The sequence below is a fragment of the Streptomyces sp. NPDC048416 genome (assembly GCF_043200435.1).
Classification (GTDB): domain Bacteria; phylum Actinomycetota; class Actinomycetes; order Streptomycetales; family Streptomycetaceae; genus Streptomyces.
This window is the reverse complement of the sequence record NZ_JBICXU010000012.1, coordinates 1-26,202: the sequence shown is the minus strand read 5'-3', so window position 1 is coordinate 26,202 and position 26,202 is coordinate 1. Positions and strand designations below refer to the sequence as shown.

20 protein-coding genes and 1 pseudogene are annotated in these 26,202 nt (G+C 71.9%); 15 read left to right on the top strand and 6 right to left on the bottom strand.

The window, feature by feature from the left end; genetic code table 11:
• The first annotated feature begins 213 nt into the window (after positions 1 to 213).
• The 8 genes from ACGFW5_RS17495 to ACGFW5_RS17460 all read left to right on the top strand — a co-directional run bounded on the left by ACGFW5_RS17495 (position 214) and on the right by ACGFW5_RS17460 (position 12,717).
• Positions 214 to 1,599, top strand: a complete 1,386-nt coding sequence (locus ACGFW5_RS17495) for a hypothetical protein (protein WP_393835108.1) — start codon at positions 214 to 216, stop codon at positions 1,597 to 1,599.
• Positions 1,596 to 2,909 (top strand): hypothetical protein, encoded by a 1,314-nt coding sequence (locus ACGFW5_RS17490; RefSeq protein ID WP_393835107.1) that lies wholly within the window; start codon positions 1,596 to 1,598, stop codon positions 2,907 to 2,909. Before ACGFW5_RS17495 ends, ACGFW5_RS17490 begins: the two co-directional genes overlap by 4 nt.
• Positions 2,909 to 5,608 carry a lantibiotic dehydratase gene (locus ACGFW5_RS17485; RefSeq protein WP_393835106.1) on the top strand — a complete coding sequence of 900 codons (2,700 nt, stop codon included), beginning with the start codon at positions 2,909 to 2,911 and terminating at the stop codon, positions 5,606 to 5,608. The genes ACGFW5_RS17490 and ACGFW5_RS17485 overlap by 1 nt, the downstream gene beginning before the upstream one ends.
• Positions 5,602 to 6,591 (top strand): lantibiotic dehydratase C-terminal domain-containing protein, encoded by a 990-nt coding sequence (locus tag ACGFW5_RS17480; protein WP_393835105.1) that lies wholly within the window; start codon positions 5,602 to 5,604, stop codon positions 6,589 to 6,591. Before ACGFW5_RS17485 ends, ACGFW5_RS17480 begins: the two co-directional genes overlap by 7 nt.
• A gap of 52 nt (positions 6,592 to 6,643) precedes the next feature.
• Positions 6,644 to 7,921 carry a thiopeptide maturation pyridine synthase gene (locus tag ACGFW5_RS17475; RefSeq protein ID WP_393835104.1) on the top strand — a complete coding sequence of 426 codons (1,278 nt, stop codon included), beginning with the start codon at positions 6,644 to 6,646 and terminating at the stop codon, positions 7,919 to 7,921.
• 95 nt (positions 7,922 to 8,016) lie between these two features.
• A complete protein-coding gene (locus ACGFW5_RS17470; protein WP_393835103.1) occupies positions 8,017 to 9,231 on the top strand; it encodes a hypothetical protein in 1,215 nt (404 codons plus the stop codon).
• Between the two features lie 50 nt (positions 9,232 to 9,281).
• Positions 9,282 to 10,703 (top strand): hypothetical protein, encoded by a 1,422-nt coding sequence (locus ACGFW5_RS17465; RefSeq protein WP_393835102.1) that lies wholly within the window; start codon positions 9,282 to 9,284, stop codon positions 10,701 to 10,703.
• The gene (locus ACGFW5_RS17460) at positions 10,696 to 12,717 is read left to right on the top strand and encodes a TOMM precursor leader peptide-binding protein (protein WP_393835101.1); all 2,022 of its coding nucleotides are present in this window, start codon (positions 10,696 to 10,698) and stop codon (positions 12,715 to 12,717) included. Before ACGFW5_RS17465 ends, ACGFW5_RS17460 begins: the two co-directional genes overlap by 8 nt.
• Before the next feature lie 23 nt (positions 12,718 to 12,740).
• Here the strand turns inward: ACGFW5_RS17460 and ACGFW5_RS17455 are convergent, their stop codons facing one another.
• A complete protein-coding gene (locus ACGFW5_RS17455) occupies positions 12,741 to 13,112 on the bottom strand; it encodes a winged helix-turn-helix transcriptional regulator (RefSeq protein ID WP_393835100.1) in 372 nt (123 codons plus the stop codon).
• A gap of 92 nt (positions 13,113 to 13,204) precedes the next feature.
• Between ACGFW5_RS17455 and ACGFW5_RS17450 the strand changes: the two genes are divergently transcribed.
• On the top strand, positions 13,205 to 14,044 hold the full coding sequence (locus tag ACGFW5_RS17450; protein ID WP_393835099.1) for an SDR family oxidoreductase: 840 nt from the start codon (positions 13,205 to 13,207) through the stop codon (positions 14,042 to 14,044).
• 259 nt (positions 14,045 to 14,303) lie between these two features.
• Here the strand turns inward: ACGFW5_RS17450 and ACGFW5_RS17445 are convergent, their stop codons facing one another.
• Positions 14,304 to 14,954 (bottom strand): HAD family hydrolase, encoded by a 651-nt coding sequence (locus ACGFW5_RS17445; RefSeq protein WP_393835098.1) that lies wholly within the window; start codon positions 14,952 to 14,954, stop codon positions 14,304 to 14,306.
• Positions 14,955 to 15,209: 255 nt separating this feature from the next.
• Here ACGFW5_RS17445 and ACGFW5_RS17440 point away from each other — a divergent pair, with 255 nt between their 5' ends.
• The gene (locus ACGFW5_RS17440; protein WP_393835097.1) at positions 15,210 to 15,941 is read left to right on the top strand and encodes a ferritin-like domain-containing protein; all 732 of its coding nucleotides are present in this window, start codon (positions 15,210 to 15,212) and stop codon (positions 15,939 to 15,941) included.
• Positions 15,942 to 16,184: 243 nt separating this feature from the next.
• Positions 16,185 to 16,552: pseudogene (locus ACGFW5_RS17435) on the top strand (WhiB family transcriptional regulator).
• Between the two features lie 17 nt (positions 16,553 to 16,569).
• Here the strand turns inward: ACGFW5_RS17435 and ACGFW5_RS17430 are convergent.
• A complete protein-coding gene (locus ACGFW5_RS17430; protein ID WP_393835096.1) occupies positions 16,570 to 16,971 on the bottom strand; it encodes a hypothetical protein in 402 nt (133 codons plus the stop codon).
• Positions 16,972 to 17,309: 338 nt separating this feature from the next.
• On the opposite strand from ACGFW5_RS17430, the gene ACGFW5_RS17425 reads away from it, so the two are divergent.
• Entirely contained in the window at positions 17,310 to 18,545 is a 1,236-nt protein-coding gene (locus ACGFW5_RS17425; RefSeq protein ID WP_393835095.1) for an MFS transporter, read from the top strand.
• 26 nt (positions 18,546 to 18,571) lie between these two features.
• Here the strand turns inward: ACGFW5_RS17425 and ACGFW5_RS17420 are convergent, their stop codons facing one another.
• Positions 18,572 to 19,168, bottom strand: coding sequence for a TetR/AcrR family transcriptional regulator (locus tag ACGFW5_RS17420; RefSeq protein ID WP_393835094.1), 597 nt, complete (start codon positions 19,166 to 19,168; stop codon positions 18,572 to 18,574).
• A gap of 152 nt (positions 19,169 to 19,320) precedes the next feature.
• On the opposite strand from ACGFW5_RS17420, the gene ACGFW5_RS17415 reads away from it, so the two are divergent.
• Complete coding sequence (locus ACGFW5_RS17415; RefSeq protein WP_393835093.1) at positions 19,321 to 20,883, top strand: class I adenylate-forming enzyme family protein; 1,563 nt, start codon at positions 19,321 to 19,323, stop codon at positions 20,881 to 20,883.
• A 23-nt stretch (positions 20,884 to 20,906) separates the two neighbouring features.
• The gene (locus tag ACGFW5_RS17410; protein WP_393835092.1) at positions 20,907 to 22,103 is read left to right on the top strand and encodes an acyl-CoA dehydrogenase family protein; all 1,197 of its coding nucleotides are present in this window, start codon (positions 20,907 to 20,909) and stop codon (positions 22,101 to 22,103) included.
• A gap of 36 nt (positions 22,104 to 22,139) precedes the next feature.
• Here ACGFW5_RS17410 and ACGFW5_RS17405 read toward each other — a convergent pair whose 3' ends face one another.
• Entirely contained in the window at positions 22,140 to 23,549 is a 1,410-nt protein-coding gene (locus ACGFW5_RS17405; protein WP_393835091.1) for a hypothetical protein, read from the bottom strand.
• A gap of 341 nt (positions 23,550 to 23,890) precedes the next feature.
• Here ACGFW5_RS17405 and ACGFW5_RS17400 point away from each other — a divergent pair, with 341 nt between their 5' ends.
• Positions 23,891 to 25,003, top strand: a complete 1,113-nt coding sequence (locus ACGFW5_RS17400) for a glutamate--cysteine ligase (RefSeq protein WP_393835090.1) — start codon at positions 23,891 to 23,893, stop codon at positions 25,001 to 25,003.
• Between the two features lie 47 nt (positions 25,004 to 25,050).
• On the opposite strand, the gene ACGFW5_RS17395 is transcribed toward ACGFW5_RS17400, so the two are convergent.
• Complete coding sequence (locus tag ACGFW5_RS17395; RefSeq protein ID WP_393835089.1) at positions 25,051 to 26,040, bottom strand: phospholipase; 990 nt, start codon at positions 26,038 to 26,040, stop codon at positions 25,051 to 25,053.
• Between the last annotated feature and the right edge of the window lie 162 nt (positions 26,041 to 26,202).

The following is a 26,202-nucleotide window of genomic DNA, read 5'->3' as shown; positions in this document are numbered from 1 at the left end:
CAAGGCCTCCTTTCGAACCTAATGAAGCATCAACAGGCTGATGTGGGCGCCCAGTTCGGACACTAGCGTGACAGTTGGTGAACTGGGAAGGGGGTGGACTAGACCATTTGGCTGGGCTAATGTCGGCCGCCCAGAGGCCGTCGGCGCAGCCTCGTCCGGCGCTTTCACGCCCGCGAAAGCCGTGTCCGTCGAGGCGTTCCAGGAGGGGTGGCGATGAGGCCGAGACTGCTTCCCGACACACATCTGCTGCCCTCCGAGCGGGGCGTGGTGATCAGTGGACCCCGGCACACGGCGGCGTTCGCGCTGCCGGACATGTACCCGTGGCTGGAACGGCTGAGGCCGTTCCTCGACGGCCGCAACACTCTGGACCACCTCACCGCTGACCTCCCGCCGCAGGCCGCGCAGCACGTCCGTGCGCTGGTGGACCTGTTGGCCAGGGAAGGTTTCGTACGCGACGCCACGGAGGATCTGCCACACGGACTGAGCCCGCAGATCTGTGCACGGCACGCCGCACTGATCGACTTCGTGGCGGCGCGTGCGGATTCGCCCGAGCACCGCTTCGAGCGGTACCGCGATTGCGCGCCCCTCGTGGTCGGTTCCGGACGGATCGCCACCGCCCTGGTGCTCGCCCTGCTTGCCACAGGTGTGGCACATGTCCGCCTGCGACTCGACGCGGTGGGGGAGGCGGCGGCGGACGAGGCGGCGGCGGGGGCGAGTCGCGGGGGTGCCACGGATGTGGGTCGCTTGCGGGAATGTGTCGCGCTGCTCCAGGAGGAGGGTGGGTGCTTCCGGTACGAACAAGTGGACGGGGACCCTTCCGAATGGCCCGAGGGCGTCGGCGTGGTGCTCTTCGGCTCGGACGTGTTCGACCCGGAGTCGGCGGAACGGGCCCGTGCGCTCGCGGTACGGGGTGGGGTGCCGTACGGGCAGGCGGTGGGGCAGGCCGAACACGTCCTGATCAGTGCGGTGGGGGAGCCGAATGGGGAGGGGAGCGCAACTGAACTCCCTTGCCCCAGCGTGCCGTTGGGCAGCGGACTCGATGGCCATGCGGCGGGCGCCGAAGGCGCCGGGGGCGCCGAAGGCGCCGGGGGCGCCGAAGGCGCCGGGGGCGCCGGGGGCGCCGAGGGTGCGGGGGGCTCGGCCCGCGTGCGTGAGCCGGGCCCGGTGCATGAGTCGAGCCCGCGCCTGAGTGGGCCGGTGCGTGAACCGGGCCCGACGCGTGAGCCCCGTCCGCTGCACGAGCCGAGCTCGCTGCACGAGCCGAGCTCGCTGCGTGAGCCGAGCTCGCTGCGTGAGCCGAGCTCTATGCGTGAGCCGGGCCCGCACCTCGGCGCCCCGGCGCATGAGCTGAGCCCCCTGCGCAACCCCGGACTGCCGCGCGAGCCGAACCCCTTGCGTCAACCCAGTCCTTACCTCGGCGGCCCAGTCGCTGCCCTCGCCGCCAACCAGCTCTGTCTGCACCTGCTGTACCAGGTGGCAGGCCTGGGTGCCGCCCCCGGGAGCGCCCCCAGGAGCACCGATCCCGTTGCTTCACCGATGGCCGGCGCCGCGGTGCTGGAGCTGGCCACCGGCCGCTTCCTCGGTACGGAGTCGACGTGACCCGGACGGCCGACATGACCTCCCGGAGTACGTCGGACGCGAGCCCGTTCCCCCTGGCGCTCTGGACGGACGCGGTCTACTCGCGCAGCGCCATCCCGGCCACTCTCGCGACGGGCCACCCGATAGCGGGACAGGCTGCCGAGGAGCTGGACCCGCCGCTGCACGGACGGCGTGTTCCGCTGGCGTCGCCGACGCTCCGTCTGTCGCCCCCCTCCCACTCCCCGGCCTCCCTCTCGGACCCGGCGCTGCTCGCCGCACTGCTCCACTATTCCTATGGGCTTCTCCAGCACGACTTGACCCGAGGCGGCTGGCCGCTGCATCGCGCGGTGGCCTCGGCGCGGTGCCGCTACCCGAGCGAGCTCACGCTTGTCACGCCCACCGCGGCGTTCCGATTCGATCCGCTGCACCATCAACTCGTCAAGATGGATGGAGAAATGACGGGCCATCAGGCCGCCTGCCCCGGGGCGGCGAGGTTCGTCGTGGTCACCAGCCGGTTCGCGCGGACACAACGGCTCTACGGCGACTACGCTCCCCGGCTCTGCGCCCAGGAGGCGGGGATGCTGCTCGGGGCGGTGCACCTGGTCGCCGCCGCACTCGGTCTGCGCACCCGGCCGGGCCAGGACCAGGAGACGTTGCGCGGTCTGTGCGCGGGCCGGCTGACGGCCCTGGGGGAACATCCGATGGGTCACCTGGAGATCCTGCCATCCGTGCACCATCCGCAGGACCGGGCCTGGCCCCCGCCCGATCTGGCCTCGGTACTCCGCACCCGCCACTCCGGCGCCATGCTGTTCGACCCCGAACCGGCCTTCGCACCAGGCGAGTTGGCGGTCGATCTCGGAGCCGCACTCGCCGCGGCGCCGTTCACCCACTTCTCCTGCCACGTGCTCGTCCAGCGCGTCGCCGGCCTCACCCCGGGGCACTACGTCCACAGCGGCGACCGCCTGTGCCAGGTCGGCGAGGGCGACCCGCTCGCCATGCTCGAACAGATCGGACAGAGCGAAGGCCGGGTGTCGATGAACTTCCGCTCCACGGCGTGTGTCGCGTACATCGCCGTGCGGCGCGGCGAGGCCGTCGCGCGGTACGGCGCGGACGCCTTCCGCAGAGTGCACCTGGTGGCAGGCGCCGCAGCCCATCTGCTGTGCGTGGTCGCCGCCCGGCACGGCCTGGCCGCCCGGATCCACAACGGCTATGACGCCACCACCGCCGAACGCCTGCTAGAACTGGCCCCGGACGAGGAGACCGTGCTCTTCCAAGTGGCCATCGGCACGCCCCGGCCAGGAGCTGCCTTCCGCGTCCCGGTGGTGTTCTGATGAGCCGGACCACACCATCAGCGACCAAGGCCGTCCACCATGCGTACCCCGACACGGTCTCCCACCCCGTAGGAGTACGGATCGCGGGGCTGCCCACCACGGCGCTCGACGCCTCCCGCATTCCACACAGCACCGAACTCGCCCTGAGCATCACCTCGTTGGACCGCCGACTGGCCCTCGACGCGGCCCGGCTCGGCGACACGCTGTACGCCCTGATCGGCACCGAGCCGGCTCGCCCCTTCAAGGCCCAACTGGTGGCTCTGCGCCGAGCCGTGCACCAGGGCGCCCGCCTCCGCTCACTGTGCGATTCGGCGGCCCCGCAGGACGTGCTCGGCGCCGCCCTCACCGAGAGGCTTCGCCACCATGCCGCTCTGCACCGCACCCGGGCGGACCTGTTCGCCGAGCTGGAGCGCGTCCTGCCCGCCGAGACCCGCTCGGCTGCCACGGCCCTCGCCGCTCTCGTCGAGGACCCGGTGTTCGCCGCAGGTCTCGCCTACGCCAGTCCGGACTTGTACGAGGACCTGCTGCGCTGGACCGGGCGCGACGGGCCCGCACGGCGGCCGTTGGACAAGGCGGCCGTCCGGCTGGCCAAGTACGCCGGCCGCGCCATGGCCAAGCCCAGCCCGTTGACCACCTTCGCCGCCGCAGGTCTCGGTCACTGGGCGGACGACCATGATGTGGCCGTCCGCCTGGAAAGCCCCGGCCGGGTCGAGGTGGCAGAAGCGAGTCTGCTGCCCCTGTCCCGGATCGCCGCCGCTCTCGCCCACGCGCCCGAACTGGACGCGGCCGTACGGTTGCGCGTCAACCCGTCGGCCACCCCGGAGTCCTGCCTGGAGGGGGAACGGTGGCTGTTCACGGCTCCCGGCCCGTCCGGAGAGGTGCGCGCCCTGCCCGCCACGCCGGCGCTCGCCGCGATCCTGGACGCGGCGCGCGAGGCCGAAAGCCCCCTGGAGCTCCGTGCCCGGCTCGGCGCGGCGGGCCGGGGGAGCAGCGCCGACGCCGTCATCGGCCGCCTCGTCCAGCTCGGCCTGCTGGAGGTCCGCCTCGGCCTGCCCGACCAGCAACTCGACGCCACCACGCTCTGCGACTGGCTCGGCAAGAACCTGCCCGAGCCGCCCGACGACGGCCGCCTCGCCCCGCTGCTCGCCGACCTGCACGCCGTCCGCGACCACATCGACGCCGCCCGGAACGCGGCGCCGGGAGCCCACCGTGACATCGCCACCGGCCTGCGGCAGCACATCACGGACGCGGCGCGCCGACTCCAACTGCTCGGCCCGGCACATCAGTTGGAGCCAGGACCGCTGTACTTCCACCACACGGTCGCCGTCGGCCCGGCCGCCGTACTCGACCCTGCTGCCTGGCGGCCGGCGCTCGCCGACCTCGCCCTCGTACCCGCGCTGCTCGCCCCGTTCGACACCCTCACACCCCCACGCGAAGCACTCCGGCGGCATGCCGTGGCAGCGTACGGCCCCGGATTCAGGCAACCCTTCACCCGTTTCCTCAAGGACACCGGCGCATGGTGGGCCGCCGCCGCGCCCCACGATCCCACCGAGCACGACGCGCGGCGCCAGGACGAACTGCGCCGCCTGATCGCCGCCACGACGCCGATGCCCGACGGCACCATCCGTCTCGAACCACAGGCCGTCCGTGCGCTCTGCGCCGCCTGGCCCGACCCGGACACCTTCGGCGACCGTCACGCCTGCTACGTCCAGACGCTGCCCGAACCGGCCTCGGGGCTCGGACTGGTCCTGAACACGGTCACCTGCGGCCACGGCACCGGCCGCACCCGGATCGCCCGCCTGCTCGACGCGCCGCTGCACCCAGGGGCAGCCCCCGAAGGGCCGCTCGACGACAGCCTTGAAAGCGCCCCGCTCCACGCCGAGTTCGACGCCTCGTTCGGCAGCGCGCTCAACCAGCGCGCCCCCGCGACCCGTTACGCGATCGACCTGGACGGGACCACCTCGCACCGCCCCCCAGAGCAGCTGATCCGCCCCGCCGACCTCGATGTCGTACACGACCACCACACACAGCGACTTCACCTGGTCCACCACCCCACCGGCCGGTCCGTACGGCCGCTCCACCTCGGCCTGCTCGCCACCCCGCTGCTCCCGATGGCGGCCCGGCTGCTCGTGGAGGCCTTCGGCCAGACCTCCTACGCCTTCTGGTCGGACTGGCCCCAGCTGTGGCGGCTCCTTCCGTCGGCGCCGGCCGCCCCGCCCCAGGAAAATCCGGCGCAGGCCACGCACGCGGGCTGGACGAAGATGCCCCGGCTCGCCCTCGGGGCCGTGGTGCTGCGCCGCGCGACCTGGTTCGTCGACGGCGGCCGTGCACCGGTCCGCGAGGCAGGGGAGTCGGAGGCCGCGCACCTGGTCCGCATGCACGCGTGGCGGGCGGCCCTCGGACTGCCCCAACGCTGCTTCCTGCGCGCCCTCACGCCGCGCCCCGACGGTGGATTCACCGGACCGGCCCTGCACGACAAGGACCGCAAGCCGGTGTACGTCGATTTCGCCCACGCCCATCTGGGACGCGTCTTCGCACGGGCAGCGGCCACGGGCAGGCCCCTGCTGGTGACCGAGGCCCTGCCCGACCTCCGCGACGCACCAGCCCACCGTGACGGCCTCCGTTACGCGACCGAGTTCCTGATCGAGCTGCCCACCGCACCGATCCCGGTGGCAGAGGGACAGGGACCGCGATGCTGACCCGTCCGCCCGAGGGCGCCCCCGACCCGGCACCGGAGGACCGCTGGGTCAGCGCCCATGTGTTCACGGGGCACCCGCTCGACCTGGTCGTCAGGGAACTGATCCCGCCGGCCGTCGCGGAGCTGCGGCTGCGCGGGCTGGCCGACCGGTTCTTCTTCCTCCGGCACTGGCAGGGCGGCCCGCACCTGCGACTGCGGGTGCGTACGACCACGCCTGCCGCCGCGCCCCAAGTACGCGCCACCCTGCACACCCACGCCACGGCGATGTTTGCCGGACTCCCGGTGTCACGGCCCATGACGGAGCGTCAATACGCTGCTCTGGCGCGGGACTTGGCCGCTGCCGAACCGGACATCGAGCCCGGTGTCCTCGCCCCCAACGACAGCCTCGCCTTCCAGGTCTACCGGCCCGAGCACGGCAAGTACGGCCATGGAGACGCGCTGCGGGCCGTCGAGGACGCGTTCGCCACGTGCAGCGAACTCGCCCTCGCCGCAGTGCTGGCCCCGTGGAGCCCGGCCCAGCGGACGGCACACTGTTTCGCCCTGCTGGCCGGCAGCACGGACGCCCCTGCTCCGCCGGGACGGCCCACGCCGGATGCGCTGGCCCAGTACAAGGACAAGCGGGCCGCCCTGCTCACCGTGGCCCGCGCGGCGCGGACGGCCGTGCGGGCCGGAGCGGGCGGCCTGGCCGACATCGATCCGGGCCATGCAGACCCGCTCGATGCCGACCCCGTGAGCAGATGGCTCGCGGCCTGCCGGAATGCTCAGCGGCATGTCGCCCGCCCTGCCCGGCTGGCCGGTCATCTCACCCACCTGGCGTGCAACCGCCTCGACGTGCGGCCCGGCCAGGAGGCCACCCTGCGCGCCTTGGCCCAGCTCGCCGTGGCAGACGCGACGGGCGACGACCCCCCTCCCGCGCTCAGCGCCCCGCGCGATACGCGTCACCACCGCGACCGCGGGCGGAACGACGGAGGCCCACCACCGTGAGGGCCCCGCGCCGAGAACCCCGAACAGCACAGCACCGCCAAGGAGGGATCCCGTGACAGCCGTCCCACAGCGGGAGGAGCCACAATGGCGCGCGGCCCACATCGCGTACTTCGCCGACGACACCGACCAGCTGATCCTGCGAGCCGTACGGCCAGTGATCGAGCGCTGCGCCGACCGCGTCGCTTCGATCCATGTGCTGCGGCACTGGCGTCGCGGACCCCATCTGCGGCTGATCGTGCGGGCCACACCGGCCGTCTTCACGGAGCTGGTGGAGCCCGCCGTTTCCGAACTGATCGGGGGACACCTGAAGGCGCATCCCTCGACCGCGGCGCCCCTCGACGAGTCCGCTCTGCTGCCGCTGCACCGCCGTCTCGCCGCGGCGGAACGCGAACCCGGCGCGTTGACACCCTTCTACCCGGACAACTCGATCACCTGGCAGGAGCACGACCGCAGGGTCGACGTGCTGGGCTGTCCGGTCGGCGCCGATGAGCTGGCCCTCTTCTATCGGAACACCAACGGCCTGATGTTCGAGCATCTGGAGGCGGTCGCCGCGGGACTGCCGCGCGAGACGCTGGCCCTTCGCCTGATGCTCGCCACCGCGCACACCCTGTGCCGCCACCCTCAGGACCCATCGATCCGCCGCGGGTTCGTCTCCTTCCGTTCGCACGCCGACGGGTACTTGAGCACGGTCGGCCCCGAGGTACGGGACGCCTTCGAGCGGCGGTACGCGGCCAACCGGGCCGTGCTCACCGAGCAGGTGCGTGCGGTGGTCGCGGCCTTCGGTTCCGCCGCGACCGGACCCGGGGCGGCATCAGACAGCGGGGCTGCGGCACTGCGTCGCTGGGTGGCCACGATCGACCCGCTGGGCAGCCGCTGGACCGCCCTGTACGAGGCAGGCGAGATACCCGAGGCTGACATCCCCAGCGACGAGGAGAACGGCATCGGCGAACTGGTCACGACCAGCCCGCTGCACCGGGCGATCAGCGGCAGCGCCACGTACAAGCAGATGATGTACCGGGATCCGCGGTTCCTGCGCTACCGCCTGATGCTCAACTACACCTACCTCCATCTCTCGCGTCTCGGCCTGTCCGGCCTGACCCGCTATCTGCTCTGCCACCTCGCGGCCGACGCGGTGGAGGACGTCTACGGCGTCACCGCTCTGGAGCTGGTACTCGCCACCGCCGCGAGCGGCTCCGGCACGCCGGAGAGCGCCGTCGCCGCAGGCGTGCCCGGCGCGCCGGAGAGCGCTCCCGCCTCGCCGCAGGCCACCGCCGCCAAAGCATCCGGCACGCCGGACCACACCACCTTCGCGGCGCGGGCACGCGGATGAGGAGCGCCGCGCCCGCTCCCTCGCCCGATGCATACCCTCCGCGCGCCGAAACGGGAGGGGCGGCCGCGCGCGACTACCACGCACGGCACGGCAGCGTGCTCCCCGTCATCGACCCGGCGGCGAGCAGCACCGCGCCCAAGCACCACCCCGGCGTGCCCGTCCTCCCGCTGCCGTCACCACCGGCGTTCGGCTCGCCCTCCACCGGGCACGGGCCGGACAGCTCCATGGAGTGGCTGGGCGTGCTCCTCGCGCTGCTCAACGGAGTCACCCGGATCGACTGGTCCGGCGCAGGCGTGAGTGCCGGCCGGCCGGTGCCGTCCGGCGGCGGCGCCTACCCGGGCGAGGTCTACGCGGCCACCCCTGCCGGGCTCTGCCACTACGTGCCGTCGGCCCACGCGCTCGAACTCCTCTCCCGCACCGACCTGCGCGCCGACGTCACCCGCACACTGGAACGGCCACCGCTCACGCCACCGGAGTCGGTCCTGTTGATCACCAGTCGGCTGGGCGCGAACCTCGCCCGCTACGGGCCCTTCGGGCACCGTCTACAGGCGCTCGACACCGGCGTGCTCACCGGACAGGCGCTCACCGTGCTGGCGTCGGCGGGCGCCGAACCGAGGGCGCACGCGCGCTTCGCCGACGGGGAACTGGGCCGCCTGCTCGGCCTCGACCCCCGAGCGGAACGCGTCCACGCGATCGTCACCGCCCGGGCGCCGCGCGACATCGCGCCCGGCACCCCGCTGTTGCGCCGCCGTACCGCCCGCTCCGGTTTCGAGCCCGTCCCCGTCCCCCTTGCCACCGTGCTCACCGTCCTGGCGGAAACCGCCCGCCCGCTTCCCCTTGACCATGTCGCCCCCGTCGACTGCGAGTTGTACGTGATCGCCCACCGCGTCACCGGCCTGGAAACCGGCTGCCACCGGCGTGACCCACGTACGGGCCGGCTCGTACCGGTGGCCGCAGGGGTCACGCCCCGGGCCCTGTTCCCACCCGGAGGGCCGGGCGAACTGGCCGGGTTCGAGGCCGCCTGCGCCGTGCTGGTGACGGGCGACTACGAGTCGGGCTACCCCTTGCACGGCGACCGCTGGTACCGGATGCTCAATCTGCGGGCGGGCGCCGTCGCCCAGCGGATCGGCCTGGCCGCGGCGCGCGCCGGGCTGGGCGCCGGGCTCCGCTGCGATGTCGACACCCCGGCCGCCGACGCCCTGCTGCGCGCAGCCCCCGACCGCACCACACTGCTCGCCGCCCTGCTCGGCCCGGAACGCGGCAACGGCACACCGTCCTGCCCCCTGCTCCACCCGCGCGCCCCGTCGTGACGTGCTCGGACATCTATGCCACGCCGCCCCATTCTCCGGCCGAGGACCCTGTGATCACCTCCGACTCCGTCCCTCTGCTGCGCCCCGACGTCTTTGTGACGCCGAGCGGCAGCGGCACCGTATATGTGCGCTCCAGCCGAGGCACCGATCTGATCGCGGCCCCCGGCATCGCCGACTGGCTGGACCGGCTCACTCCGTTCCTGGACGGCACCCGCACAGTGGACCAGCTGACCGACGGCCTCGACGGCCCGCGGCGCGCCATGGTGCTACGAATCCTCCAACTGATCGACAGGCACGGCCTGTTGGAGGACCGGGCCGCCGGCGGGCCGGCCCGGACGGCCACCCGCTATACGAGGCTGAGTGTGCTGGTCCTCGGCGCCCCGGAAACGACGACGCCGCTGGCGAACGCCCTACGGCTGACCGGCCTTCCGGCCATCGTTCCCATGTCGGACCCGGCGGCGGCCCGGACCGCGATGGCGGCCGGCGGCCACGACGCGCTGCTGATGCTCTCGGGCGGCGACGACCCGCGCTCCGTGGCCCGGCTCGACGAGGACTGCCACGCACGCGGGCTGTGGTTCGCCGCCGGGGTCCGTGATGCGGAGGCCTGGTGGCTGGGGCCGACCCTTCCTCCCGGCTCGGACCGCACCGCAGGTGGCTGGCTCGGGGCGTGGCTGCGCGTGCACGGTGCGAAAGCAGTCACGCATGCCTCTCAACTCCCCTGCCCGGCAACGGAGTTCGCCGCCATGCTGCTGGCGCACCGATTCCAACAGGCCTACCTCACGTCCCTTGACGCACCGCAGGGCGAGCCGGAACCACTCGTACGGCTGGACACCGCGACCCTGACCACCACGCGCCACTCCTACCGGCCCCACCCGGCCGCACTGCCGGCGGCACCGGAGTCCGCGGCGCGGTTCCTCGCCAAAGTCGCGGCCCTGCGCGAAGGGCCGGCCGTCGGACCTGAAGAGTTCTCCCGGGGTGCCGCAGGCTGCATCGACCGGCGTTGCGGGCTGCTCGCGGACCTGGACGAGGGGGCCCTGCCGCAGTTCCCCCGGCAGGCATCGAGGGCGCTGGTCCGCGACCCGCGCACCGGCAGTGCCGAGCACCAAGTCCACGCCACCGGCGCCGACTTCACCACGGCACGCCTGCGTACCGCGCGACGCGCCCTCGCCCACTACGCGTTGCTCGCCCTCGACCCCCGGCGGTTCGTCCAGGCTCCGGAGGGGCCCTCCCTGTGGGCATGGTCTCCCGAGCACGGCACGGCCCACCTGGTCCCAGCGGCCGCGGTACGCGCCCAGGGCACGCGCGCGCCCCGCGGACTCGGCTCGGGCGCCACCTTCGACGAGGCGGTCACGGCGGCGCTCGGCGACCGGCGCGGCCACGCCGCCGGCGCACTGATCGTGCCCCTCGACCACGACCCCGCGGCCACCGAGATACTGCCCTACCTGCTGAGAGCGGTGCGCTGCGATGACTGAAGAGTTCCTGCCCGCCCCAGCGTGGCTGCACCACGACGGCGGCCTGCTCGGCCAGGCCCTCACGCGCCGGTCACACGCCGCACCCGGTAACGGAGTTGGGCTGTTCGCCGCCGACACACCCGACGCGGCAGCAGAACCGGTGCGCGGCCTGGTCGCCGCCGGACATCCCCTTCTGCTCGTCGTCGCGGAGCTGGACCGCGTGGTCATCGGCCCGCTGATCCGCCCCGGCACACCGGGCTGTCACCACTGTCTGGCCGCCCGCCGGGCCGGGGCACGTGCCGACGCGGCCGAGGAAGCGGCCCTGCGTACCACCTACGGCAGCCGCCTCACCGGCACGGTCTCCCCTCTGCTCACCCCGATCGCCGCCGACCTCGCCGCGAACCTCGCGCTGCGTCGGCGGGCCGAGGCCCTGACCTGGCTCAACGGCCCCGAGGCCCTGCACCGGCTCACCGTGCCCGAGGCAGCCGGCGATCGGTCCGTCACCATGCTCCGTCTCACCGACCTGGAGATCACCCGGCACCGCTTTCTGCCCGACCCCCACTGCCCCCAGTGCGGGAACCTGCCCGACGATTCCCCGGACCACGCCACGATCCCACGCGTCACCAGGCTCAAGCCGGACCCCGCGGTCCTGCGCGTACGGGACCTGCGCGCCGAACGGAGCGTGCTGGAAGCCCGGTACGCCGACGACGAGACCGGCGTACTCAAGGGGCTGAGGTCTCGCGGACTGCACACGCTGCCCTTCGCCGAGGCGAACGTCGGCCCGCCCGAGTCGGTCGACGGTGGCTACGGCCGCGCGCTCGACTTCCGCACCGCCCGCGTCACCGCGATCGCCGAAGCACTGGAGCGGCTGGGCGGTGGCCGGCCAGGAGGGCGGCGCACCGTGGTCAGCGGCAGCCACCGCGCACTCGCGGCCCGGCACCCCGGCGCCGTACTGGACCCGGCAACCACCGGCAGCCACGAACCCCACCGCTATGCGGAAGCCGGCTTCCCCTTCCAGCCCTACCACCCGGATCTCGTCCTGCCGTGGGTCTGGGGCTACTCGCTCACCCGCGAACAGCCGGTGCTGGTCCCGGAGAGCCTGGCGTACTACCGTCTCGGCCGGCATCAGACCCGGGCCGCCCGGCCGTTCGTCTCCGAGATCTCCAACGGCTGCGCGCTCGGCGGCTGCATCGAGGAGGCCGCACTGTACGGCCTCCTCGAACTCGCCGAGCGTGACGCCTTCCTGCTCACCTGGTACGCCCGGCTGCCGGCGCCCGCCCTCGACCTGCACACCGCGCGCGACCGGCGGATCGGTCTGCTCGCCGACCGGCTCAACGAGCGCACCGGCTACCGCGTCGACGTCTTCGATGTGACCGGCGCCGAAGGGATTCCCTGTTTCTGGGCCGCCGCCGTGGACACTCGCCCACGCTCCACCGCCGGAACCGGCGCCGCGACGCCCCGCCCCAGCGTCCTGTGCGCCGCCGGCTCGGGGCTCGACCCCGAGCGGGGTGTCTTCGGCGCGCTGCACGAACTGGTCACCGCCATCGAGGCGTACCAACTGATCTATCCGCAGCGCGCGGACGACGCCGCCCGAATGCGCGAGGACCCCGAGCGGGTCCGGCAGATGGACGACCATGCGCTGCTCTACTGCGATCCGGCCGCCGCCCGCCGCCTCGACTTCCTGCTCGCTCCCGGCGGCCGACCGCCCGAGCGCCGGAACCTGCGAGATCTCTCCGACCGATACGCCTGGCCGCGCCACTGCGATGTGCGCGCGGATCTCGACGAGTTGGTCGGCCGGTTCGCCACGAGCGGCCTCGAAGCGATCGTCGTCGACCAGTCCACCCCGGTCCACGCCGCGTCCGGTCTCTCGTGTGTGAAGGTGCTGGTCCCCGGTCTGCTGCCGATGACCTTCGGGCACCATCTGCGCCGCATCACCGGGCTCGACCGGGTGCTGACCGCCGCCCGCCACCGCGGCCACGCCTCACGGCCGCTCAGCCCCGAGGAGGTGAACCCGCACCCGCACCCGTTCCCGTGACCATCTCCCGGCCCCCCGTCGCGCTAGCGCGCGGGGGCCGGCGGCAGCCTGCGCGTGATCCGGTCGAGCAGGTCGGTCAGCGGCTCGCCGACGTCCTGGCCGAACTCGCTGAGCCCGTAGGTGACTTGGGGCGGCGTCGTCGGCTCGACCCGACGCCGGACCAGCCCGTCCTCGACAAGCCCGCGCAGGGTCTGGGCGAGCATCTTCTCGCTGATGCCCTGAATGCTGTCGCGCAGCTCGTAGAAGCGAAGGTCGTTGTTGCGCAGGGCGATCAGCACCCACACGCCCCACCTGCTGGTCACGTGGTCGACCACGCCGCGCGCCGGGCAGTCGGTGTGAAACACCTCATACGACGTGGCCGTCCCGGCCTGTCCCAGCTGCGAGCCTTCTCCCATGTCCGGAGCTTACCTCTGGGTACGTCCTTACCAGAAGTGAGCCCACCTCCTAGCGTCAACTCCCGTACTGATCAACGGATGAGGAGCTGGACATGATCGTGGTGACCGGGGCTACCGGGAATGTGGGCCGACCTTTGACGCAGGCTCTGGCCGAGGCCGGCGAGCAGGTGACGGCGGTGTCACGGCGCGCGGCGGACGTGCCGGCCGGGGTCCGTCACGTGGTGGCGGACTTGTCCGAGCCGGCGAGTCTCGCGCCCGTGTGGGAGGGGGCCAAGGCGCTGTTCCTTCTGCTGTCCGGCGACCTGCACGCGCCCGGTGCCCGGCCGGCCGACATCATCGGCCAGGCCGCGGCAGGCGGGGTTCGCCGGGTCGTCCTGCTGTCTTCGCAGGGCGTCGCGACGAGGCCGCTCGGCCCCTCGCGGGTGGCGATGCGAGCGGTGGAGGACGCGTTGCGGGAGTCCGGGCTGGACTGGGCCGTTCTGCGACCGGGTGGTTTCGCCTCCAACGCCTTGGCCTGGGCGGAGTCGGTCCGGACGGACGGGACGGTTGCCGCGCCTTTCGGCGACGTCGGGGTTCCGGTCGTCGACCCGGTGGACATCGCCGAGGTCGCGGCAGCCTGCCTGCTGGATGACCGGCACACCGGTCAGGTCTTCGAACTGACCGGGCCCGAGGTGATCACGCCGCGTCGGCAGGCGGAGACCATCGCCGCCGCGCTGGGCTCGCCGGTGCGGTTCCACGAACTCACCCGGGAGCAGGCCAGGGAGGGGATGACGCGCTGGGTGCCGGCGGAACTCGCCGACGACACCCTGGACATCATCGCCGCCCCGACCCCGGCCGAATCGCGGATCAGCCCCGACGTGGAACGCGTCCTCGGCCGAGCTCCGCACCCCTTCGACCACTGGGTCGCTCGCAACCTGGCCGCTTTCCGCTGAGACACGACGCGCCGCGGGCGGGGCTGCCCGTTGCACCGCCCGAGCCGCCCGAGCCGCCCGAACCGCCGGGATCGAGGCCCGGGGCGGAACCGCGGGAGGGGAGGGGAAGGGCGGGGACGGGAGGAGCGGGGATGGGGTGAGCGGGGCGAGGTCGGCGGCGCCGCCGCGCTGGTGGTTCGATGGTCGCAGCTGTCTTCTTGGGCATCATGCCCGGGCAACCGCCGCGCCTGCTCGGCTGCATGACGCAGGGAGGGCGGGTCTACCGCTCGTTGATGAGGGCGGGGAGTTTGCGCATGTCGTGGAAGACGATGGTGCCGGGGCCTTCGAGTCGTTCGGCCGGGGTGAGCCCACCCGCGTAGCCGAAGGCGTGCATCCCTGCGGCGCGGGCGGCCTGGACGCCCGGGTAGCTGTCCTCGACCACGGCGCAGGCCGCAGGATCGATGCCCATCTGCCGTGCCGCATGCAGGAAGAGGTCGGGGGCCGGCTTGCCCCGGGAGACCTCGGTGGAGCTGAAGATGTGGCCCATGAACCGGTCGTAGAGTCCGGTGACGCCGAGAGTGTGGCGCATCTTCTCGTGGGAGCCGCTGGAGGCGACGCAGACCGGCAGGCTGATCCCGGCCAGTGCCTCGGGCAGCCCGTCCACGGCCTCAAGTCCTGCGTCCACCGCCTCCCGGTGGCGCTGAACCAGCTGCTTCCACCAGAAGGCGGCGGTCTCCTGCCCCAGCCGCTGGGCAATCTGTTCGCAGATGGATTCCCGTGAGCGCCCGATGAATCGGTCTATGACGTCCGCCTGAGTCAGCGGCCAGCCGAGCTCCGCTCCCAACGCGATCTGGATGCGCACCGCGATGCGTTCACTGTCGACGAGCACACCGTCACAGTCGAATATGACGAGTTCAATCGGCTTGATCATTCCCGCAGCATAGGCGGCATGCTGGGTCAGCCATATGGCTTTGATGTGCCCAGGGCGTTCGAGCTTGAAGACGATGGCCTGGGTGGCGGCAAGGGAGCCGTGGGCAGCCCGTCCACGCCGGCCAGTACGCCGCGCCGGGTCAGTCCGAGCGGACCGAACGTGGCCCGGACCTACCCGGCGAGGGGAACGATGTGGTGGCCGCCTGCGTCTTCACTCCTCAAGGCACAGTGGCTGTGTCGGGGAGTGGGGCAGCGGATGGGCACGGACGGCTTCGCCAAGTGGACGAAGAGGTTCGAGGACGAGCGCGAGCGCAGACGGCGTCGCGGGGATCCGGACTGGGCTCGGGGCGCGACACTGCATCCCGCGGTGTGGTCCGGCATCCAACGGTTCCAGGTCGGCGAGGACGGCGACGGTGCCAATCTCGTCGGCAAGGCGGACCAGGCGGGTGACGCGGACTACGCGCAGGCGGTCCGGCTGTTCATCGCGGAGGAACAGAACCATGCCCGTCTCCTCGCCCGGCTGCTCGACGCGGGAGGCAAGTCGACGCTGAGCGGGCACTGGAGCGACACGGTCTTCGTACGGCTGCGTCGTCTGCTCGGCCTGCGCACGGAGCTGCTGGTGCTGATGATCGCCGAGGTGGTGGCGCTTCGCTACTACCGGGCGCTGCGCGACGGCGCCTGCGACCCGCTCACCTCCGACGTGGCGGGGCGGATCCTGGCCGACGAGCAACGCCACGTCCCGTTCCACTGCGAGCGGCTCCACACCTCCCTCGCCGAACTGCCCCGCGCCGCACGCCGTCCGACGATGTTCCTGTGGCGGGCCCTTCTGTTCGCGGTCTCCGTGGTGGTCGCGGTCGACCACGGCCCGGGGCTGCGCCGGCTCGGCGTCGGGCGCGGACGGTTCCTGGCCGATGTCATGGCCTCGTCCCGCGCGGTCGTCTCCGCGGTGCTCACACCCCGGCCGGACGCGTGGCGCGCCTCGTGCTGACGGTGGCTCGGGGAGTGGAGTTCGCGCGATGCGCGCCCGCCGAGGGAAGGCGCGGCCGGGGCGCTCGTGCCGGGGGAGGAGCAAGCCCGTCGTGCCGTGCAAGATCACGTTTTGGGGGTACGTGTGGCCTCGACGAAGGGTGCGGTCGGGCCATGCGGACTGTTCGCCGTTCGCACACGCTGCGCGCAAGCAGGCCGGACACTTCCACTGGCCGGGAACAGGGAATCCGGCCGGGAACAGAGAATGAGGTCGTTGGGGTGGAGCTGCACTGGAACGAGCGGGCCGCATGCCATGAGGGCGACGCCGACGCGTTGTTCGCCGAAGGTGCCCGACAGCACGAGGCGGTGGCCCTGTGCGTGAGGTGTCCTGTACGCACGGAGTGCCTGGCACACGCGCTGGACGAGCGGATCGAGTTCGGGGTGTGGGGCGGCATGACGGAGCGGGAGCGGCGTGCCCTGCTGCGCCGCCGGCCCGCCGTCACCTCTTGGCGGGGCCTCCTGGAGGAAGCCCGGGCCGAGCACGCCGGACCGGCTGTCAGTCGCACGGCCGGCCGGACCGGAGAAAGGGAGCGGGGCTTTCCCAAGCCGGCCCGGACGGCACACGCCGCCTGATGGGGGCGCGTAGGTTGTCAGCCCGCTGAAGCCACCGCGGGCCGCGCGTCGACGCCCTCGCTGCCCGTGCTGCCCTCGCTGTCCTGGCTGTCCTGGATGCAGTACGCGTCGTCGGCCGCGCCGATTTTCGTCCACAGCAGGTCGCTGAGCAAGGCCGAAGTGGGCAATCCGATGACTCGGCGCAGTACTTCTCCGGTGGCCCGGCGCGCCACTTCGGCCAGTGCCCCCACGGTTCCGCTCTCGTAGCAGAACGCTGCTCCCGGAACTCCGATGGTGGGGGCGGTCAGCGGGTTCTCGCGGATGCTCGTCGGCCGGCTGTAGCCGAATGGCCGCAACTGGGAAGCGATCACCGCGTCGTAGCGCTGGGTCTCGACCGCATGTCGCCCGGCCCCGCAAGGCCCGTCGGTTGGAGAGCTCACGGCCCCGGGACATGAAGCGGCGGACCGAGTCCGGATCCACATCGCCGCGGGTCCACAGCAGATCGCTCAGCGGGGTTGTCCGCGGCATGCGTCGCACCTGTTTCGCATCGGGCTCCCGGGGGCTGGGGCCCGTCGAAGCGTTGACCTCACGGCCCATGGGCGCCTAGGTTGCCACATCAGCCGATCGTTAGCAGACAGGGTGTATGAGAACGCTCGGCGATCGCATGCTCCCCGAGCCGCTGGAGTGCCCGATGGTCAAAGCGCAGCCTCGAACCGTCCTCCGCCCGGATACCCCGGGACCTCCGCCACAGCCACGGGCCGAGCGCCGGCGCGCCTGGGTGATCGCCGCGCTGGTCGTGACGTTCATGCTGGTCAACTTCGCGGACAAGTCCGTCCTCGGCCTCGCGGCCGTCCCGGTCATGGACGATCTGCACATCAGCAACAGCACGTACGGCCTGATATCGAGCTCGTTCGCCGTGCTGTTCAGCCTCTCTGGTCTCGTCGTCGGGTTCGTCTCGGCCCGGGTGTCCTGCCGGGCGCTGCTGTTCGTGATGGCCGCGGTCTGGGCCGTGGCGCAACTGCCCGTCGTCTTCGTGGCTTCCGTACCGACGCTCGTGGCGGGGCGGGTGCTCCTGGGCGCGGCCGAAGGGCCCGCGGCGTCGATGTCCATGCACGCGCTGTACAAGTGGTTCCCCGAGGGCCGGCGCGGGCTGCCTTCGGCGCTCCAGATCAGCGGCGCCGCGCTCGGCACGCTGATCGCCGCGCCGGTCCTCACGTGGGTGATCGGCGCGTTCGGCTGGCGCTCCGCCTTCGCGGCGCTCGCCCTGGCGAGCGTGGTGTGGAGCCTGGCCTGGTGGAGTGCGGGACACGACGGACCGTACGGCCAGGAGCGGGCCCCCGGCGCCGCGAGCGAACCCGCACCGCCGCGGCGGCTGCCGTACCGCAAGCTGCTCCTGAACGGAACGGTGCTGGGGAGCATCGCGGGCGCCTTCGGTGCCTCCTGGGCCCTGGCCCTGAGCCAGGCCTGGCTGCCCGCCTACCTGCGCACGCAGTTGGGCATGTCGCCCGGCGCGTCGGCAGCGCTCATCAGCGGCGTGTCGGCGTTCAGCTTCGTGCTGCTGCTGGCCGTCTCACCCGTGGTCGACGCGCTGAACCGGCGGGGAGTGAGCGGCCGTTGGTCCAGCGGCGCGCCGCAGGGGATCGCGGTGGCCGTTGCCGCGCTGGCCATGGCGGCCTTCCCGCTCGCCGGTGCCCGCTGGCTGCTCCTGGCCCTGCTCGCGGTGGCGTTCGGCGCGCACGCCATCGCCTTTCCGCTGCACTACATGACGACGGCCGCCGTTGTACCTCCAGCGCAGCGCGGGGCCGTCTTCGGCGTCGTCGCCGCGACGGGGACCCTGCCCGGCCTGATCGCCCCGTATCTGACCGGGCGCCTGCTGGACTCGGCGTCCTCCCAGAGTGCCGGATACACCCAGGCCTTCCTGCTGTCGGCCGCCGTGATGATGGTCTGCGGGCTTGTCGCGCTGAGCGCGATCCGGCCCGAGCGTGACGTGCGGCGACTGGCCGCGGCGAGCTGAACCGGGGGAGGGGCGGAGCGGGCCGCTCAGCGCGGCGCCGGGAAGCCGCTCGCCCAGTACCGGCCGTGCAACGCCAGGTCGAGCAGCATGCGGACGACTTCCTCGGCCGGCAGGGACGGCGTGTCCTGCTCGACCCACCACCGCAGTACCGCGATCTGCTCGCCGACCCACACCCGGGCCAGCAGCTCGGGATCGATGCGTGGCTGGACGGCGTTGCGTTCGGCCCGGGCACGGAACTCCTCGGCCGTGGCCCGTGCACAGGAGTCCACGAACATCGCGAGCGGCTTGCCGTCGCCTTCGCCGCGCAGCACGATCCGGTAGAGGTCACGCTCCGCACGCGCGTGCCGCAGCATTTCGAGGACAGGCTTGCCGGTGAAGCCGACCGCGCTGTCGGCGACCGCGGGCGCAAGGCGCTCGGACAGTTCGGCCAGCAGATCCCCGGTCACGCGCGCGAACAAGTCCTCCTTGTCGCGGAAGTGCGCGTAGAAGGTCGCGCGTGCCACATCCGCGCGTTCGGTGATGTCCTCCACGGTCAGCGCGGTGAAGCCGCGCTCAAGGACCAGTTCCACCAAGGCCGCCCCCAGAGCCCTGCGCGAGCGTCTGGTCCGCCTGTCCTGCGCCATGCCACCCCTCCTCGATCGTCGCCCCACGGCCGCGCCGACGACGTGCCGGGGTGCTCAGTCTAGGAGACTCTTGACACGCCACACGTTAATGAACAAGCTGTCTGGAACTGGCCAGCATGTAAATCTATGATGTCCCTACGGAGTAGGCCCTCATGAATCTCGGCATGTATCTGTCGCGCAGCGCCCGCCACTGGCCCCAGGCCCCCGCACTCGTCTGCGGCGACCGCGTCTGGACCTTCACCGACCTGGACCGGGCAGCCAACCGCCTGGCCTGCGCCCTTGCCGCCCGGGGCCTGCGCCCCGGCGACGCAGTGGCCTGCCTCGCCTGGAACCGCGGTGAGCTCGTGGAGGTGGAATTCGCCCTGTACAAGGCCGGGTTGACGCGTGCGCCGATCAACGCCCGGCTGGGGCGCGGGGAGATTGAGCACATCCTGCGCTACGCACCCGTACGCGTCCTCATCCATGACGCCGCGCACCGGGAGGACGCCCTCGCCGCGATCGAGGCGGCCGGCACGGACTGCCTGCCCGTCTCCCTGGACGACGACGCGCCGCCGTCAGGCCATGTCTCCTACGCCGGCCTGATGGCCGAGGGAGACGAGGAGCCGGTCCACGTCGAGGTCGACGAGGACGATCCGTGCGTGTTGAACTTCACCTCCGGGTCCACCGGCGCGCTCAAGGCCGCCGTGCAGACCGTCGGCAATCGCCTGGCCAACATGCGCAAGCTGCTGATGACCGACGAGTCCCGGCCCCGGCCCGGCACCCGCTACCTCGCGTGCGGGCCCATCACCCACGCCACCGGCATGGGCTTGCTGGCCGGGGTGTTCGGCGGCTCCACGACATACGTCCTGCCCGCCTGGAGCCCACGCGCATTCCTGGAAACGGTCGAGAAGGACCGCATCACCGCGACCTTCCTGGTGCCGGCGATGCTGAACATGGTGCTGGCCCACCCCGGAGCCGACGGCCACGACCTGTCCTCGCTCACCAGCGTGCGCATCGGCGGGGCCCCCATTTCGCCCCAACGCCTGCGCGACGCTGTCGAGTTCTTCGGCCCCGTCGTCGCCCAGGGATACGGGCTCGGCGAGACGACCAGTGTGGTCGCCGCGCTGAGCAGCCAGGACATCGACCGCGCGATCGGGCAGGACCCCGAACTGCTCCAGTCCTGCGGACGGGCCTCCTACGACACCGAGATACGCATCGTCGACGAGGCCGGACGGGAAGTGGGTCCGCGCGAGGTCGGCGAGGTCATCGTGCGCGGCCCGGACTGCGTACGGGAGTACTGGCAGGCGCCGGAGCTGTCCGCGGAGACCTTCCGCGACGGCTGGGTGCACACCGGCGACCTCGCCTGGATGCGCGAGGACGGCTACCTCTTCCTGGTCGACCGCAAGAAAGACATGATCATCTCGGGCGGGTTCAACATCTACTGCACCGAGGTCGAGGCCGCCCTGTACGAACACCCCGCCGTCCAGGAAGCCTGTGTGGTCGGCGTGCCCGACGAGCAGTGGGGCGAGACCGTCAAGGCGGTCGTCGTCCCCCACACCGGCGCTGCCGTCACGGCGGAGGAACTGATCACCTTCTGCGCCGACCGGCTGGACCGCTTCAAGAAACCGCGCTCGGTCGACCTCGTCGGCGAACTGCCCCACAACCGCAACGGCAAGCTCGACCGCAGAGCCGTACGCGAACAGTTCTGGGCGCACACCGCCCGCCGCGTCAACTGACCCCACCCCGCTCGGAGTCTGCCGTGACCTTCTCCCTCCGCCCCACCTACACCGACCCCCGCACCGCCGACCTCGTCGACCGGCTGCGTGACTACCTCGACGGCGAACTCGCCGACCACGAACGCGAACGCGGCCTCACCCACACCGCCCGGCTCACCCGCGCCGACCTCGAACCCGTGTGGCGCCGCAGCCGCGAACTCGGTTTCTACGGCATCCACCTCCCCGAGGAGTACGGCGGCCAGAACCTCACCCACACCCAACTCGCCGCCCTGAAGGAGGAGACGGGGGCGAGCGGCCGCGTCCTGGCCCACAGTGTGCTCGGCGACATGGGCGGCCCGCTGCGCGCGGGCGACATCCTCAAGTACGCCACCGAACACCAGCTGGACACCTACCTTCTCCCGCTGATCCGCGGCGAACGAGCATGCTGCTTCTCCCTCACCGAGACCGACGCCGGCTCCGACGTCCGCTCCATGCGCACGGTCGCCGTCCCCGCGAGCGGTGGCTACCGGCTGACCGGGCACAAGGTCTTCTCCTCCGCGGGTCCCTTCGCCGACTTCGCGATCGTCGTCGCGCGCATGGCCGGGACCGGCGAGCAGGAGGGCGACAAGCCGCGGTTCTCCGCTTTCCTCGTCGACCTGGACAGTCCCGGCTGCCGCGTCGAGGACGGGGCGACACCCATGTCCGGGGAGCACATCGAAAGCGACATCGTCCTCGACGACTGCTTCGTCCCCGCAGTCAACCTCCTCGGCGAGGAGGGCAACGGCATGCGCATCGCGCTCGGCCGGGTGACCACCAACCGGCTGCTGCACTGCCCCACCGTCCTCGGCGCCACCCGCCGCGCCCTCACCCTCACCCTGGAACGCACCAGGACCCGCAAGGTGGCGGGCGGACAGCCCCTGCTCATGCTCCAGGCCATCCAGCACAAGGTCGCCGACATGGCCACCGAGTTCTACGCCGCACGCTCCATGACGTACGCCGCGCTCGCCACCCTGGACGCGGGACGCGAGGCGCACGCGGAGGCATTCATGTGCAAACTGTTCGTCGCCGAGTCCGCCTTCCGCATCCTCGACGAGGCCGTCCAGATCCACGGCAAGGAAGGCCTCACCCAGGGCAACGAGATCGAATACCTCTTCCGCAAGATCCGCATGTTCCGTGTCCTCACCGGCACCTCCGAGATCCAGCGCAACGCCATCGCCAAACTGCTGGCCTTCTCTCACTGACCTCGGTCCACGCGGCCGGCACGACGGCCGGGGCTGTCACAGCGGCGGCACGCTGACATGGTTGAGGGCGTTGAGGACGTGCTGGGCGAACGCGGTGGTGGTGGGGGTCAGCCAGGCCGGAGGGGCGGCAAGCCTCGCGGTGATCGCGTTGATCCAGGCGTTGCGACGGCCCCGGTCCGCGAACTGGGCGGCCAGACCGTCGGCGTAGAGGTGCATGTTGGCATAGTTGAGGCCCTGGCACAGTGCTTCCTGGGCGTCCTGGTCATGGGCCGCCCCGGTCACGTCGGCCTGGTTGTTCTTGCTGCCCGCGACGAAGTAGCGCAGGCCCGGAGGGCTCGCCGCCTCGACCACGAGCGAGATGCCGTTGGCGAAACCCTTGCTGAGACCGTTCGGGGTCTCCCACGTCTCGTGCCAGCTCTCCCCGGCTCCCGTCCCGTACATGTTGAAGTAGAAGAGATCGGCGCCGAGTCCGTTCGCGTTCTCCCCGTTCCTGGCGTAGTTCTCCAGCGTCAGGTAATCGGTCCCGTCCATGCCGATGACCCCGCCCCAGTGGAAGCCCCAGGCCACGCGGTTGAGGTTGACCGGGTCGGTGAGCAGGCGGCCGTTGGTGTGGTCCTGGACCTGGGGACCGGCGGCGGCGACATGCCGCGCGCCGAGCGAGCCCGTGTAGAGGCCCTGCCCGACGGCGGTGGGGCGGGCGAAGGCGTTCACTCCCAGCGCCTGGATCTGGGCGGCCATCGCCGCGTTGTGCGGGGGCACCGCGCCGGCCAGCAGAGCGGCGAGGTCCTGCCCCCAGTTCAGGGCGATGGCGTCCTGTGTGGCGGCGAGGGCCGCGGCGGGGGCGGCGACGATGTCGGCGACGGGCGCACCGTGCGCGAGGTGATTGGCGATGTGGTATTCGAAGAAGGTCTGTTGCTGGGCGAGGGTGGTGCCGAGGAAGACGGGCGCGCCCAGCCGTGGCGTCGGCTGGATGCCGGAGCCGATCACTTCGCGGACGGTGCCGTCGCAGTTCTCGGTCGTGGTCATCTCGTTGCCGATCCGCTGGACCGGCGCACTCAGGTTGGCGGGGTGGGCGCGGTCCAGGACGGTCGGCGCCCCGGCGCCGGGCAGGGTGAAGGTGACCGTGTGGGCGGGGTCGGTGAAGAACTGGAAGATGGAGCCCTGGCGGGCCAGGGTGCGGTTCCACTGGGCCACGGTCGCCGCCGTGGCGAAGAAGTGCTTGGCCTGACGGCGCGTCACCGGTGAGTCCTCCACGGCGAAGCGGCCATTGGCCGAGACGCGGAGCCCGGTCGTGGTCGACCCCACGATGTTGGGCGCACCCGCGTTCAGGAAGGTGTACCCGACACCGGCGGCCGCGTCCGCCACCCACGCGTGTGCCTCAAGTGGAGACGTCGAGGTGTACGTGGGCGCAGGCGCCGCAGGCCCCGCGGGGTTGAAATAATGCATGGATCCCCCTGATCAATGCTCCCGGCGGCCGATTCCGGCGGGACGCGGTGCGACGGGAGCAAGAGCCCCGAAGGCCTCTCACCACACCGAACGCGCTCGCACCGTGGAAGCAGTGTGGCCGTGCCCGCGCCCGGGGGGAATACGACGTTTCTGCGTCGGACACCGTGTTTTCCGGATGATGTGACCGTCCGGCCTGCCCCGGCGGGCCGGACGCGGGCTGCCCGGCCGAAGGGGAGTTGAATCAGTCTTTGCCGGACGGGCCCCGCGGCGGCCGGGACGCCCGGGCCGGGGTTCTGCACGGGAACCGATAGGACAGGGCGTGGCGCGGGTAGACACCTTCCATGATCACTGTTGGGGTCGAAGAGGAGTATCTGCTGCTCCATCCGGGCACCGGGCATCCGGCCGCCCTGTCCGAGGAGGTGCGCCGGTCCGCCGGACTTGAGCAGCTCGCCGCGGAGGGCGAGGTCCAGCCGGAACTGCTACAGGCCCAGGTCGAGGTCGCCACCCCCGTGTGCGGGGAGCTGACGGAGGTGGCCGGTCATCTGCTGCGGCTGCGGCACGCGCTGAGTACCGCAGCGGAGCGTTCCGGCTGCCGGCTGGCCGCGACCGCGGCCGCCCCGGTGACGGGGACGGGACTGGTCCCCGTCACCGGTGAACGCCGCTATCTGCAACTGCAGCACCAGGGCGGCCGGCTGGTCGACGACCTGCTGATCAACGGGATGCACGTGCACGTCGGGATGCCGGACCGCGACACGGGCGTCGCGGTCCTGAACCGCATGCGGGTATGGCTGCCCACGCTGCTGGCGATGTCCGCGAACTCCCCCTTCTGGGAGGGCCGCGACACGACGTTCGCCAGTTGGCGCACCCCCGTCTTCAGCCGCTGGCCGGTCAGCGGTCTCCCGCCGCACTTCGACGGCCTCGGCGACTACGAACAGCGCATCGACGCGCTGCTCAGGTCCGGGACCATCGGCGACACCGGACAGCTGTACTGGCAGGCCCGGCTCTCCGAGCGCTACCCCACCCTGGAAGTCCGCTGCATGGACGTGCAGCTGCGCGCCGACGACGCGGTCATGCTCGCCGGGATCGTCCGCGCCCTGGCGGCCACCGCACTGCGCGAACACAAGGACGCCGTACCCGAACCCGAATGCAAACCCGAACTCCTCCAGGCCGCCATGTGGCACGCCGCACGGTACGGCCTCAGCGCGACCCTTCTGGACCCCGAAGGCCGTCCGCATGCCGCAGGTGACGTCCTCTACCAGCTCGCCGAACACATCACCCAGGCCCTCCACGAACACGGCGACACCCGCCATGTGGAGCCGCTGATCCACCGGCTCCTGCGCGAGGGCACCGGAGCCGACCGCCAGCGCGAGGTCCTCGCCCGCGCAGGGATGCCCGCCCTGATCGACTTCATCACGGACGAGACAGCCCTCGGCACGGGGCAAGGCGGTGGCTGACCACCACGGTTCGCGCCCGCCGGACGGAACGAGCCGTGGCGGGCCCGCTACCTGAAGAGGCGGTCGGCGCCGGTGGCCATGCGGTGGGTGGAGCTGTGCTTGCCCACCCAGTCGCGGATGAGGTTGATGGCGTTGGCGCACTTCCAGGTGTCGTCGTACTCACGTACGCCGGTGAAGGCGCCGTAGCCCGCGATGATCCCGTCCACCTGCGCGTCGCCGAGCAGCTTGTCCACGTACCACGGGTCGTTGTACGTGGTCGTCCACGACAACGTTGCCGCGAGCCGCTTGGCCGAACGGTCTTGGGCGCCCTTCTTCAGCTCCGCGCACGTCTTTCGGCTCGGCTCCGTGCAGTTGCCGAAGCCGTTGGTGATGTCGGTGTCGCCGTAGTCCATCGCTCGGTGGCCGGTGGGGAATCCCGAGCCGGACCGGTCGAAGGCGCCGACGGCCTGGTCGCGGGTCCCGGTGGTCGTGATGCCCTCCAGCGGGCCGAGCCGGCCCTCCAGGCTCTTCCAGCCCCGGCCTCCGACGTCCGGAGTGCTGCCGCCGTGGTACTCGTAGAACCCGTACAGGACCTGGATTCCGGCGGCCGTCAGGCGCTGCGCCTTGTCGCGCAGTCCGGCGACGCTGCATGCGCGGTTGGGTGCCTCACCGCAGTAGTTGGGATCCTTGATGTCCAGCCAGACCAGCGCCGGCCGACGGCCCGCCCTGGCGTTGGAGACGATGCGGTCGATCATGCTGTCGAAGCTGGGGCCGTGCCGGGTCTCACCGGCCGAGGAGCAGTCGTGCCAGGCGCGCCATTCGTTCGGGTTGTACCAGGAGCAGACGTCGATCTCGATGCCGTTGGCGCCGTGCTTGAGTGCGGCGTCCACGCCGTCCAGGGTGTCTACGCGGTGTGCGATGGCGTAGATGGCGTGGCGCTGGTCGGCTGCCGCAGCCGGAGCCGTACCGAGTGCGGCGGCACCGGCGATCGCGCACAGCGTGGTCAACAGGGCCAGTAACCCTCGCAGGCCGGCGCTCTTTCGGGGATGAGCGGTCAAGGAACCTACTCCTTCGTACGGACGGTGTGCCCTCGGGCGGCCGGGCGCGGGATGCGCCCTGCCAAGCAGCTAGGGGGTGTCTGGTGGATCATGGCCGGGGGTGCGGCGCCTGGCACGGCACCTCGCGGCGTTGCCGAAACGCCCCGATAGCTCCGCTATCAC

Coding starts and splice junctions, on each gene's coding strand:
- ACGFW5_RS17495 (WP_393835108.1), top strand. CDS start 214: ATGAGGCCGAGACTGCTTCCCGACACACATCTGCTGCCCTCCGAGCGG.
- ACGFW5_RS17485 (WP_393835106.1), top strand. CDS start 2,909: ATGAGCCGGACCACACCATCAGCGACCAAGGCCGTCCACCATGCGTAC.
- ACGFW5_RS17480 (WP_393835105.1), top strand. CDS start 5,602: ATGCTGACCCGTCCGCCCGAGGGCGCCCCCGACCCGGCACCGGAGGAC.
- ACGFW5_RS17460 (WP_393835101.1), top strand. CDS start 10,696: ATGACTGAAGAGTTCCTGCCCGCCCCAGCGTGGCTGCACCACGACGGC.
- ACGFW5_RS17455 (WP_393835100.1), bottom strand. CDS start 13,112: ATGGGAGAAGGCTCGCAGCTGGGACAGGCCGGGACGGCCACGTCGTAT.
- ACGFW5_RS17450 (WP_393835099.1), top strand. CDS start 13,205: ATGATCGTGGTGACCGGGGCTACCGGGAATGTGGGCCGACCTTTGACG.
- ACGFW5_RS17445 (WP_393835098.1), bottom strand. CDS start 14,954: ATGATCAAGCCGATTGAACTCGTCATATTCGACTGTGACGGTGTGCTC.
- ACGFW5_RS17440 (WP_393835097.1), top strand. CDS start 15,210: ATGGGCACGGACGGCTTCGCCAAGTGGACGAAGAGGTTCGAGGACGAG.
- ACGFW5_RS17420 (WP_393835094.1), bottom strand. CDS start 19,168: ATGGCGCAGGACAGGCGGACCAGACGCTCGCGCAGGGCTCTGGGGGCG.
- ACGFW5_RS17415 (WP_393835093.1), top strand. CDS start 19,321: ATGAATCTCGGCATGTATCTGTCGCGCAGCGCCCGCCACTGGCCCCAG.
- ACGFW5_RS17405 (WP_393835091.1), bottom strand. CDS start 23,549: ATGCATTATTTCAACCCCGCGGGGCCTGCGGCGCCTGCGCCCACGTAC.
- ACGFW5_RS17400 (WP_393835090.1), top strand. CDS start 23,891: ATGATCACTGTTGGGGTCGAAGAGGAGTATCTGCTGCTCCATCCGGGC.